The 12204-nt window shown below is 34.8% G+C and carries 15 protein-coding genes; all 15 read right to left on the bottom strand.

What is annotated here, in order from left to right; translation table 11 throughout:
* Nucleotides 1–4 precede the first annotated feature (4 nt).
* The gene (locus WAX78_RS14210; protein ID WP_413789201.1) at nucleotides 5–379 is read right to left on the bottom strand and encodes a cytoplasmic protein; all 375 of its coding nucleotides are present in this window, start codon (nucleotides 377–379) and stop codon (nucleotides 5–7) included.
* A 241-nt stretch (nucleotides 380–620) separates the two neighbouring features.
* The gene (locus tag WAX78_RS14205; RefSeq protein ID WP_336482909.1) at nucleotides 621–1925 is read right to left on the bottom strand and encodes a flagellar protein export ATPase FliI; all 1305 of its coding nucleotides are present in this window, start codon (nucleotides 1923–1925) and stop codon (nucleotides 621–623) included.
* Nucleotides 1922–2623 (bottom strand): FliH/SctL family protein, encoded by a 702-nt coding sequence (locus WAX78_RS14200; protein ID WP_336482908.1) that lies wholly within the window; start codon nucleotides 2621–2623, stop codon nucleotides 1922–1924. The genes WAX78_RS14205 and WAX78_RS14200 overlap by 4 nt, the downstream gene beginning before the upstream one ends.
* Nucleotides 2610–3614, bottom strand: coding sequence for a flagellar motor switch protein FliG (locus WAX78_RS14195; RefSeq protein WP_336482907.1), 1005 nt, complete (start codon nucleotides 3612–3614; stop codon nucleotides 2610–2612). Before WAX78_RS14195 ends, WAX78_RS14200 begins: the two co-directional genes overlap by 14 nt.
* 12 nt (nucleotides 3615–3626) lie before the next feature.
* Entirely contained in the window at nucleotides 3627–5183 is a 1557-nt protein-coding gene (gene fliF, locus WAX78_RS14190; RefSeq protein ID WP_336482906.1) for a flagellar basal-body MS-ring/collar protein FliF, read from the bottom strand.
* A 23-nt stretch (nucleotides 5184–5206) separates the two neighbouring features.
* A complete protein-coding gene (gene fliE, locus WAX78_RS14185; protein WP_336482905.1) occupies nucleotides 5207–5503 on the bottom strand; it encodes a flagellar hook-basal body complex protein FliE in 297 nt (98 codons plus the stop codon).
* A 22-nt stretch (nucleotides 5504–5525) separates the two neighbouring features.
* Nucleotides 5526–5939, bottom strand: coding sequence for a flagellar basal body rod protein FlgC (gene flgC, locus WAX78_RS14180; protein WP_336482904.1), 414 nt, complete (start codon nucleotides 5937–5939; stop codon nucleotides 5526–5528).
* A gap of 17 nt (nucleotides 5940–5956) precedes the next feature.
* Nucleotides 5957–6364: a flagellar basal body rod protein FlgB gene (gene flgB / locus WAX78_RS14175; protein WP_336482903.1), complete on the bottom strand. Its 408-nt coding sequence runs from the start codon at nucleotides 6362–6364 to the stop codon at nucleotides 5957–5959.
* A gap of 330 nt (nucleotides 6365–6694) precedes the next feature.
* Nucleotides 6695–6967: a flagellar biosynthesis protein FlgG gene (locus WAX78_RS14170; RefSeq protein WP_336482902.1), complete on the bottom strand. Its 273-nt coding sequence runs from the start codon at nucleotides 6965–6967 to the stop codon at nucleotides 6695–6697.
* Nucleotides 6957–7325: a flagellar export chaperone FliS gene (locus WAX78_RS14165; RefSeq protein ID WP_336482901.1), complete on the bottom strand. Its 369-nt coding sequence runs from the start codon at nucleotides 7323–7325 to the stop codon at nucleotides 6957–6959. The genes WAX78_RS14170 and WAX78_RS14165 overlap by 11 nt, the downstream gene beginning before the upstream one ends.
* A gap of 23 nt (nucleotides 7326–7348) precedes the next feature.
* The gene (locus tag WAX78_RS14160; RefSeq protein WP_336482900.1) at nucleotides 7349–8677 is read right to left on the bottom strand and encodes a flagellar hook-associated protein 2; all 1329 of its coding nucleotides are present in this window, start codon (nucleotides 8675–8677) and stop codon (nucleotides 7349–7351) included.
* Nucleotides 8678–8696: 19 nt separating this feature from the next.
* The gene (locus tag WAX78_RS14155; RefSeq protein WP_336482899.1) at nucleotides 8697–9560 is read right to left on the bottom strand and encodes a flagellar hook-associated protein 3; all 864 of its coding nucleotides are present in this window, start codon (nucleotides 9558–9560) and stop codon (nucleotides 8697–8699) included.
* Nucleotides 9561–9730: 170 nt separating this feature from the next.
* The gene (gene flgK, locus WAX78_RS14150) at nucleotides 9731–11056 is read right to left on the bottom strand and encodes a flagellar hook-associated protein FlgK (RefSeq protein WP_336482898.1); all 1326 of its coding nucleotides are present in this window, start codon (nucleotides 11054–11056) and stop codon (nucleotides 9731–9733) included.
* A 21-nt stretch (nucleotides 11057–11077) separates the two neighbouring features.
* Nucleotides 11078–11530, bottom strand: coding sequence for a hypothetical protein (locus tag WAX78_RS14145; RefSeq protein ID WP_336482897.1), 453 nt, complete (start codon nucleotides 11528–11530; stop codon nucleotides 11078–11080).
* Nucleotides 11531–11545: 15 nt separating this feature from the next.
* The gene (locus WAX78_RS14140; protein ID WP_336482896.1) at nucleotides 11546–12010 is read right to left on the bottom strand and encodes a YaaR family protein; all 465 of its coding nucleotides are present in this window, start codon (nucleotides 12008–12010) and stop codon (nucleotides 11546–11548) included.
* Nucleotides 12011–12204: the final 194 nt, after the last annotated feature.

The raw sequence follows: 12204 nt of genomic DNA, 5'->3' as shown, positions 1-12204 counted from the left end.
CACCTCACCCATTCATACACATTCTTAAATCGAGCAATATGTTTTCTTCGCGTTTCTCTTTTTCTTTTATTTGCTTCTGACAATCTTGCTGAAACATTTCATCAATCACGCGTTCTTTTTCTTTTATTTGCTCTAAAAGACTTTCATTTTTTCGAATAAACTCTTCAATTTTTTTTATTTTTCGATTCCATTCTTCTATTCTTTCAGGTGAAAACGTATGAGAGGATAGCACACCAATACGAATGCGTTCATTTATTTGCATAACTTTACTACGCGATTTGAATACATACAAATCGTGCGCTTTTTTTTCTTCTATTTTTCGTTTTTCAATTGTTAATTCGTATACTTCTTTTAAAATCTGCTCTTTTTCTTGGTTCATTTGTAGTTTTATTATTTTATACTGTTTTGCATTCACCTGCTTTTATAACCCCTCTCTATTATACCTGTCCTCTTTTCTATTATATAGTTTTTTTACAAAAAAATCTGTGAAATATTCTAGAAGGAAGCTATAATTTATCCCGCTATTCGCGGTCAGTGAGCGCCCGCTATCCATCAGTAAGAAAAGCGTCTACTGGTGGATGTTTCACTTTATAATGAAAAAGGCCTCTATGTTGAGGCCTTTACACAATACTATACATATGCTGAATAATATCGGCAAAACGATAGCTGTCCGTTCGACCTTGTTTTAAAAATGCATGAATATCGTCTATTTTATTTTTACATGCAAAAACATACGCATTCTCTTCATTCTCTTGAATTGTACCAAGTTTAAAGTACAATTCATTTTCTTTATAAATTGATAACGTCTTTCTTATTTCATTCGCAATCTGCCAATGCTTCGGTGTAACAATCTCTTCCATAATCCGACTTACAGAATCTAATACAGAAATAGCTGGATAATGATTTAACGTAGCTAAATCACGCTTTAATACAATATGCCCATCTAAAATACCACGTGCTAAGTCTGGGATCGGACCATTTAAATCATCGCCGTCAACAAGAACCGTATAAATACCAGTAATAGAGCCTTTTTTTGTTTTCCCAGAGCGCTCAAGTAATTTCTTCATATAACTTTCCATTAACAATGTTTTTCCGCCAATCGGTAATTCCTTCACGGCAATATCAACACTTCTTCTTGCATCAGCAAAACGAGTGACAGAGTCCATCATTAAAAGGACGTTGTTTCCTTGATCACGAAAGTATTCTGCAATCGAGGTTGCTAATTTTGCAGCCCGAAGTTGCATAAGATGGCTTTCGTCAGACGTCGCTACAACGACAACGCTTTTTTTCATGCCTTCTTCGCCTAGCTCTTTTCGAATAAAATCTTTTACTTCACGTCCGCGTTCACCTACTAAGCTAATCACATTCACATCTGCGTTTGCATTTTTTGCAATCATACCGAGAAGTGTTGATTTTCCGACACCTGATCCTGCAAAAATCCCGATTTTTTGTCCAATCCCAATCGTAAGCATTCCATCAATTGATTTAATACCGGTCTCAAATACTTCTGTAATCTCTTCACGCTCAAACGCATGAATTGGCGGTGCATCAAGCTTTATTTTTTGGAGCGGCACAGTTGCTACCTGTTCATTTAAAATTTCACCATTTGCGCTTAACACTTTACCAAGTAAATGCTCACCGCGCGGCACAGCAACATCCTCGCTAATGAGTGTAACAGCGTCACCGTAACATACTTTTTCTGTTTGATCGAACGGAAGCAGCATATTGTTTTCTTTTTCAATTGCAATGACTTCACATAAGACGTTATGTTCTCCAACGAGACATACATCACCAATTTTCGCTTTCGGCCCCTTTGCAACGAAAAATTGTTCTTGCACACTATGTACTTTTCCTCTTTTTATATAAAATGGTGTTTCAATAAAGGCATTCCATTTTTTATGTTCTTTTACAAGCCGCTCTTTCATACTGTTTGTCCCTCAAATAGTTGCTGTTCTTGCCATTGCTCGCGAAGTTTTTCAAAAATTGGCTTGAATTTAAATTCGAAAAACTCTTTTTCTTCTTCTAAAATAAATTCACCAAATTGTAAAGAAAAGTCATATTTCCACTCAACAAGTTCAAGAAGCCAATATTCTTTCGTTACAGTCTTTTCTTGTTCGATTTTTTCAAACGTTTCCGGATGAACCGTAATCATAAGCTTTTCAAACGATGTTGGCAGTGTTTGAACGATGCCCTTTAAAATTGGCAATAACTCAAGTTGTCCCAAATCAAGAGCTTGATTAACAACCTTTTCGGCTAATTGCAGTGATTGATCCCAAAGTAATTCTGACCATTCAATCGCCATCTCTTTCTGTTCTTCAAAAAGAGCACTTCGATCTGCTTCTATTTTCTTTCGATGCTCTTCTTGTAATAAGCTAAATTGTTCTCGTTCTTGCTGAAGGCTTATTTTCTCCTGCTTTAACTCTTCTTCTATTTGCTGGAGCTTCAACATCTGTAATTGTAGCTGTTCCTTTTGGGCGAATAACTCCGCCTTAGCTGCACTTATTTCCGTTTCTTCTTCCAAGTTCTCTTCTGACAATACTATCTGCTGCGGAAATTGTAATTCATACGTTTCATGCGAAAAAGAAACAGAATTCTTCGGAATTCTGTTTTTAAATAAAGACATCTTCTTCACCTCTTTGAACAGCAATACGACCTTCTTTTTCTAATTTTTTCACAGCACTTGTAATCGTTTGTTGTGCTTTTTCAGCCTCTGTCACTTTCAGTGGACCAAGACCGTCTAACTCTTCCATAATCATCTCTTTACGGTTACTAGACATACACGTAAAGAGCTTCTCTTTAATTTCTTCTTTTGCAATTTTCAATGCTTTCGCAATCAGTCCGTTATCAGAAACTTCCTCTAACACACGGCGCAGCGCTAAATCATCAAGACGCAGTAAGTCTTCAAACACAAACATATTTTCTTTAATCTTTTCAGATAGTTCGTAATCCATTTTTTCAAGTTTTTCAAATACCGTTTTCTCTACACCACGAGAAACATTATTTAAAATATTAACAATTGTTTGCAGACCATCTGTTTTGTTAATCATACTAGACGCCATATTGTTTAATTTCGATTTTAATAAATCACCGATTTGGTTAATAAGCTCACCATCAACCTGTTCAAGCTTCGCAATTCCCATAACCGTTTCAACTCGTTTATGGTCTGGTAATTTTTCAATTAACCTTGAAGCAAGCTGCGGCTTAATATATGACGCAATAATTGCAATCGTCTGTGGTGATTCATCGTTTAGCACTGTAAGCAGCTGCTCTAAATCCGTAAGCGAGTTGAGAAACTCAAACGGATTATCTTTACTATTCCATAAATCTTCTAATAGTTTCTCAAGCTCTTCTTCCGGCATATTTTTGAAAATGCGGCGAATATATTCTTTATCTGGTGTGATTAAGTTCAATTCTTTGACGTTTAATTCATATAAAAATTGCCCTAATACATTTTCTAACGTTTCTGGTTTGTATTCATGAAACTTAGCAATTTCTCGCAATAGTACTTCTTTTTCCTCTTCATTCATATATTCAATAACTTGCGTTGCCACATCTTCTTCCAATATACGAACAAGTATGGCTGCTTTTTCTATTGAGGAGATTTCTTCTATCATCGCTTATGTCCCTCACTGTCCGTTTAACCATTTTTTAATTACTTTTGCAGTGCCTTCTACATGTTCTCTTGACACTTGTTGTACTTGTTCATCTAACGAAGGCTCTGTCGATTCTGGTTCTTCAATTTTCTCTCGAGTATCTATTATACCTTCTGTAGCCGCCACTTCTTCTCTTGCGTCTGGATCAAACTCTGGAATAAACTGTTCTTCTTCCTTTTTCTTTCGCTTCGCTAAGAAATACCATAAGGCACCGCCTAGTAATAATAATCCTGCGAGCGCGCCTCCAATAATCCACCAATTGAAGCTACTTTGTGGTGCTGCTTTCGGTGCTGCTTTCTGCGGCGTATCAAATTGAACAGTAATGATATTCACTTGACCGTTCGTAAAATTACCATTTGGATCTGCCTGTAGTCCTGCAGCTGTTGCAATCGCTTGTTTAAAGGCATTTATATCAACGTTTCGTTTTGCTAATGTTTTACTATCTACCCAAACAACAACATTCGTTTTTGTTAATTCAGGATGTTGTTTCACCGTTTCAACTGTTTTATCAATTTCATAGTTTTCAATTTTATTTCCATTATTTTGATCATATATAACTTTTCCATTTTGATTATTACTTGTTCCGTAATTTGGAACCTGACCATTTGCAGTAATTCCTGCACCTTGCTGAGCACCTGCTCCTTCTTGTGCTGTCGATTTCTCCTGTTGATCTTGTTTACTGCGAAGTACACCTTTATCGCCATATTTCTCAGACTGTCTTGTTACTTCATCATAGTTCACAGTTACGTTTGTATTTACTTTAAACTCATCTGGCTTAAACATTGTCACTAATGTAGAGTCGATGTCTTGCTTTAATTTGTCTTCTATTTTATTTTTCAGTTCTAGTTCTTTTTCGTAAGAAGATGAACCTGTGTTATGAGATTCATTTGCGCCTTTTGAAATAATACCTTTCTGACTATCAATAACGCTTACTTCTTCTGCCTTTACGCCAGGGACAGCCGCGCTAATCATAGACTGGACCCCCATGATTTGATCTTCTGTTAATGTTTGTCCTCTTTTCACACCAACTGTTACAGCTGCTGTTCCTTTTGCTTTCTCTGCATCAAAAATTGTCTCTTTTTCCGGCAATGTAATTTGCACATTTGCACTTTCAATTGTTGCAAAGTTTTTTACAATATCTTGTTCTAATTGCTTCCTCGTTCCAACGAGCTGCTTCATTTGTTTGTCTTGCTCACTAGAGCCGAGAGAACTTTCGAGCAAAATATCTTCTCCGCTTTTAGAGTTGAACGGTAAGCCCATTCCTGTCATCTCTTTACGAATCCAAGTGGCATCTTTCTTTAACACACCAATTGATCCATCTTGATTAAGCTTATAGTCTACACCTAGCTTCGATAATTCCACTGTAATATCTTGTTTATCCTTATCACTTAAATTTTGATAAACAACAACATATTTATCAGGCAAAGTGTAATATAGCAATCCAGCTGTAACAATGGCTAAAACAGCAGCTCCAATCACCATCTTATGCCACATTTTTAACGATTGGAAAACGCCTTTTATTTTTTCCATTTCACACACATCCGTCCATATTTCTAAATTTGCATATTCATAAGCTGTTTATAATTTTCAATAAGGTTATCTCTCACAACAGCCGCTGTTTTCATTTGTGATTCTGCTTTTTTTTGTTGAATAAGTACATCATTTGTGTTGCCTATCCCTTTTGTAAGCAAGTCATAAACTCCTGTTTGTGCATTGTTTTGCGTTTGATTCATCTCTTCTAATAAATCGATAAATTGTTTACCTTCCACTGAAGTTGAAGAAGTTTTTTGTGCTGTAAGCGGTTGAATACCGCTAAATGGTTGTGTATTGCTAAGTGGTTGAATTCGCATATATTCTCTTCCTTTCGCCTTCTTAACCTCGTCCGATTTCTAAATCTTTATCAAGCATTTTTTTATTCGCATTGAATACACTTGTGTTTGCTTCATACATTTTTTGTGCAACCATAACATTTGTCATTTCGGCTGTTATATCAACATTTGGATAACGCACATATCCTTGTGCGTTCGCTTGTGGATGCGAAGGATCATAAATAAGGTTCTCATTTGGATCCGTTTCAATAGAGGCTACTCTTACACCTGTATTTGGCTCACTTTGCAACATACTTGCAAAATTATTATTTTGTTCTAATATAACGCTGCGACGATGATACGGTCCTCCGTCAGATCCTCTCGTCGTATTCGCATTAACAATATTATCAGAAGTAACTTCCATCCATTTTTTTGCTGCTGTCAATCCAGAACCACTGGCATTAATCGCTTGAAACATGTGCTTACCCTCTTTCTTTAGCGTCCTCTAGCTGCTTGATCAATTGTGTATTGCGTATTAACTGCATTAATAGATATACCATATAACTGATTTGTTTTCACAAGATCAATCATTTCTTTTGTCACATCAACACTATTCCCATCTTCTTTGTTAGACAAAGTATTTGTTCGAATTTTCGCATATGTATTTGTTTCATTTGCTAACGGTAAATGCATGGGATTCGTTTGATAGAGCTGACTATTGTTTTGCAAATCTAGTTCATTTTTTTTATACAACTCATTATTACTTGCAAGTTGCTCAGAAAAATCAACATCTTGCGCTTGAAATCCAGGCGTATTTGCATTCGAAATATTATTAGAAATGGCATTTCGTTTTGTCACTAAATAATCCATATAATGACTGACACTACTCACAAAATCTGGCATACTCCCACTCTCTTCTATCATTTCATTTTTATATTTTGATTACCTTAATATATGTATCCATTTATTAAAATAATATTTTATTAGGTATCTTTCAATATTTTATGTTATTTTCGCAATATTGTCTTTAAAAAAAATAAAAAAATGAATCTTTTTTCTGTATTGCTACATACGCTAGCAAGCTAATTAAACTTTTACAATAAAATGAAACTTCCATGAGTCCTTTTTTATCCCTCAACTGCTTTCCTTGCTACCTGTTAATGCGAGATAGAACAAAAGAAAAAGCGATGATCCTTTCGAATACGATCGCCCTTCTTTTGTATAGAAATGTCATTAATACTTGCCATAAAATGAATTTGCTTTCATTCTGCTATCATTTACTAAAATCACTTCTTCTAATGTACGCTGCTTATGACGAATTTGCTCTTTAGCCTTTGTAATAAGCAGAATCACTTCATCTGCTATTTGAATGCGCGTTGGCTCATCTAATATCGAAAACCACGTATTAAACTCTTTCATCCTCGTTTCTAATACCTCTTCTGATACAATTACATCATTTGTATTATTAAAACAGCTCACAAATTCTTCATATGCCTTATTGTTCATTTTCTAATACTCCGCGGTATCCCTCAGCTAAATCTTGTAATACTTGTACAACAGCATCCATATCTGTTGTTTCACGAGTTATTTTCATCGTTTGAATTTGATTACTAATCCAGTCATATAACGAATATAAATTGTCATATAAATCTTCACTAATATCTGGATTTAACTGCAGCTTTAATTCATCAAAAATACGTTCTAATTTATCTAATATTTCATCAGCTTCTTGAAATTGAAATTTATTTAACAATTCTTCTATTTTACGAAACTCAACAATACATCTTTCATAAATAAAAATTGTATTTTTAATTGGATTGCTTGTCATAATATCATTTTGCATATATCTCTGCCACGCTTGCATACTCTTAACTCCCTCTACTTTTCTTAATCGTTATTCTTTTGTTTTGTCATCGCTTGAATAGATTTTAATTGAGTATCTAACATAGCCAATTGCTGCTCTAATTTTGCATATTTATCAACAATAGCATCTTGTTTTAGTTTATTTAGCGTATCAATATCTTTAAGTTTACTGTCTAATTTCGATACTTGATCATCAATGCTTTTTACATGCTCTCCAATCATACCTGTTTCGCCAAAAATTTTATCAAGCTTTTTATCTATTTGTTTTCCTAAACCATCTACTCCAAAGAAAAACTGTTTTGCTGCTTCTGGATTTTCTTTTAATGCATTCGTTAGCTTCGTTTCATCTACTTGCAACGTTCCGTCTTTATTCACTTGTATACCAAATGAAAATAAGTACTTTCCATTTTGTGTAAACGACACAGCATCATTCATCGCTTGTCGAATCGTTTGCATAACAGTTTGTCCTTGAAGTGCACCGTTTTCCCCTGAAAATAAGTCCATTGCAGATACGCCTTTATTATAGTCGGCAACCATTTTTTTTATAATGTCTGCTGCATTTTTCACACCAGAATCTTCCACTGTGAGTTTAATTGGTTTACCAGCTTCCGTTACTTTCTCTAAATGAATGGTTACACCTGGAATTGTATCTATTGTATTAGTTTTTTTGTCAGCTTCTGTTATTTCCACTCCATTAATTGTATATATAGCATCTTTTGCAGCATTTATTGTATTTATTTCCCCAGTATCTGTGAAAAAACCACTATCTTTCAGAATTGTGCCAGAGATGTCTTTCAGTTGAATTGCATCGGCTGTTCCCTCTTTTGTAGCAGAAATAAACATTTTATCTCCTAACGTATAAGCAGATACACCATAATTCCCACTGTTTATTGTATTTATAAGATCTTTATATGTCATATCCGCTGTAATCGTTAGTTTTTCACCTTTAATTTCAATTGTACCTGCACCAGGTTTGGCATTTATATCAATTGACCCGCTTGAAATTTGATGACGTTCTGCTAATTGCTTTACTTCAATATTAAACGTTCCGGCAATGGCTGTCGCATCCGCTTGAACACTCGCGTATCCATCTTGTGATAAAGTAACTTTCTTTTCATTCCCCTTAAAAGCAGCTAAATCTTTAAAAGTTTGGACAAATGGGCTAAACTGTGTTTTTAAGCTACTATATACAGCCCTTTCATCTGTTAATGATTTTTTTTGAGTATTATAGGGCGTTTTTCTCATTTCTAACGTTTGCAATTCGAGTTGCACTAACTGTGATGTATCAATTAAATTATTTCCGAGGTTCCAAATTTGTTGACCTCCGCCAATACCTGTTATTGTTCCTGCCATACTCTCCCACTCCTCGTTTTTACATATAATCTAGAATACTAATTTTACTCATTGTACTTACTGCTTTTAACGTTGCTTCATACGTTGCATTTATATAGGCTAAATCAGAAATAGCTACTGATAAATCGACACCTTCAACTTCTTTTTTATTTTCTTGCAGTGCGATGTTTTGCTCATTTAAAATGGTTTCAAATGAATTTAACGTGTTCATCGTCGCACCGACTTCTGTTGTATGATTTAAAACATTATCTAAGTTATCTTTATTTTGCTGCATCAATGGTTCTAATGCTTTTCGGTCACCACTTTGCAGTGCATCTTTCAGTTTCACTAACGTTTGAATGGTTGGTGTTAACAAGTCTTTTCCATTTCGAAATACCTTCACGTCATAACCATCATTTAATGTCCAAGCAATGTCTTTCTCCCCGCCCTGATATGTACCATCATCAGCAAATGGCGGCTGTGTTGTACCTTCACCTCCAAAAAGATAATGTCCCTCTTCTTTTGTATTTGCCAAAGATACAACTTGTTTTAATATTTGATCTACTTCTGTTCCAATTGCTTTCAATTCACCCAATCCATTTATTCCATTTAATGCTTGGATAGTAATCTCATTTACTCTTGATAATGATTTAGACACACTTTGCAACGTGTTCCCTGTTTGTTTTAAGACATTTTTGGAATCTGCTATATCTTTTTGCATTTGTTCAATATTCGCTATAGAATGATCAAGCGCAAATGATTTACTTGCTGCAAGCGGATCTTCACTCATACGAATATTTTTTTTACCAGATGAAACTTGATTACGATGATACATTTGTTGAGAATTAAGACGCATTAATTCACTTTTTGCCCAACTTGTACTTTGAGATGTTGATACTCTCATAAAATCTCCCTCTCGCTTTCACTCAAACATATAGTAGGATTTTTATTTTTCTATATAATCCTCATCAGTTCCGATAAGGATAAGAAAAGGACATTCCCTTATCCTTATCGGAATTCCTCCCCCGCTATTTGCGGGTAGTAAGACCCCCACTGATGAAAGTTTTACTTTATCTATCTAATAATGGCAAACAAACTATCAAATACTTCATTCATTGTGTTAATTGCCTTCGAATTGGCAACAAAATATTTTTGATATGTCATTAAATTGACCATTTCTTCGTCCATATTGACACCTTCTAAACTCATTTTTTCTTCTTGAATTCCATTTAATAAATCTTCATGAATTGTTTTATATGCCCCGGATGCATTCGTATCTGTTGCAACTTGGACAATCATTTTATCCAAAGACTGCTTATATGTCAGTCCATCAGCGTAAGGCTGATCTCCCAGTCCTGCTAGTTGATTTGCTGTATCAACTGAAATTTGCATTTTAGAAATATCTTTTTCGAAGTCAGGATTAAGCTTTATATCCTTTGCACTACCTCCAACAAAGAAATCTTTCTGCATAATGCCATTTACCTTATCTTTTAAAGAAACCATTAGTTGATTTAAATGATCTTTATATCCTGCAATTGTTTTCTTCGTATCAATAGCAGCTTGAATTGCACCGCCTTGCAACTGAACTTCTGTTCCAGAAATTTGAATAGATGATGTACCATTCTTTGTGATGAGCTGCAGCGGATACATATCTTGATTGCCGCCTTCTCCAATTATATTTTGACCGCTAACAGCTGATACTCCGTTAATTCTAACACTTGCGATATTCAGATTCATCGATTCATATGATACTTCAATATTCGCATATTGCGACATCTCAGTAATAATTCGATCACGTTCATCAAGCAATTCGTTCGGTGCATGTTCTCCCGCTTGACCAATTTTTTGATTTGCCTCTGCTAACTTGTGAGCTAATTGATTAAATTCATTCACATGCTGCGTTACATCTTTTCCTGTTTGCATTTCTGCTTGTTCGAAGTTTTTCGCAAGAACATTCAGTTGGTGTGTAAATCCATTTGTTTGCGCAATTAACGACTGATAGTAGGTAGGCTGATCTGGATGTTTCGCCACCTCACGAAATGCATTAAAAAATTGATCCATTACATTCGATAATGAATTTCCATTTGTAGATCCTGCCATTGATTCTACTTGGGATAAAGTTGAATTCATATACGAATAATATGCCAGTTGCGATAACTGTTCATTATATTGGCGTGTCTTTACTTCATCTGTTACACGATCCACACCTAATGTCTGTACACCGTAGCCAATTCGTTGTTCAGGTGTATATCCATTACTTCCTCCGACAGCTCCATACTTCACTGTTTGACGAACATAACCTGGTGTATGTATGTTAGAAAGGTTTTGTTTCGTCACTTGAAGTCCTGATTGTGCCGCCAGCATCCCAGACAACGATGTATTATAATCTGATAGTCTCATTTTTCTTCACTTCTCCCTTATCTACAATAGCTCATTCATAAAAATTTGTGAGTTTTGGTTCCTCTCGAGATTAAATTCCGAAACCGAATCTACCATACTTTCTGTAGTTTTTAATAGTACGTTTAAGTAATATTGATTTTTCGAAAGTATCGTTTTTGTATTTTTCTCTAAGTCTGTTAATATTTTTTGTAATTCTTCCATTTTTTTAATTTCCTCTTCCGAAAAATAGGAAAATAAAGAACGAACTTTGATTATGCTTATTCCTTTTTCTTTACAATCGTTCTCTATCATTTCTTGAAAACGAAGGGATAACTGTTTAGCTTGTTCAATATGCTGAAGTTGTTTTACATGTAAAGATTGTACATCTGTTACTTTTTTTTGCTGTAAATATTCATAAATTTGTTCTCCGAAAGCACTAATATTTTCGTATGTATCTTTGATTTCCATAAGCTGTTCATATAATTTTGTATACATGCTGTTTCCTTCCTTTTACAATACTAAATTGACAATTAAACCGTGAATTTCTCCAATTTGATCTAATATTTCTAAATGTCCCGTTTTCGTATTGACTAGGTTCATAATGTCTTCTAAGTCATTCAGTTCATTTTCGACTTGTTTGACAACCGTCATTTTTTGCGAATAACCGTAACGTGGATGACGTGTTAATACATCTTTATACTGCATCAAATTATCTACATAGAAATTCAAAAATGATTTCACTGTACTCTTATATTCCATAATGTTATCAAGTGTTAATTCTTGTTCAATTTTTTCTTTTATTTCCCCGATATTACCGACAAGAGCCTCCATTTGTTCGAGTAATTTTTCTTTTTTCGGATCAGCATGTAATTTATCCGAAAAAGCAGGTCGCAGCATATCCTTAGCTTCCTTTTGTATTGGTAACTGAGGCGGTATGTGCGATAAAACTGGATTGCTGGGCACAAAACGTAACATATATGTATCACCTATTTAATTTTTTATCCTGCTACTCATGGGCAATACGCTCCCCATCTCAAGACTTAGAGAAAATATCAAAGATAGGTAAGATGCCCATAAGCGCCCGACTGATTTATCGTAAAATCTATCTATTTACAATTATACTCTGCCAAACGATAATTTGCAGTTATTTTTTGCAGGAGATATGTTAC

The sequence above is a fragment of the Bacillus yunxiaonensis genome, assembly GCF_037104695.1.
In the GTDB taxonomy this organism is placed as follows: Bacteria; Bacillota; Bacilli; order Bacillales; family Bacillaceae_G; genus Bacillus_A; species Bacillus_A yunxiaonensis.
The sequence above is the reverse complement of the archived record's forward strand: the minus strand, read 5'-3'. Positions and strand labels throughout refer to the sequence as shown.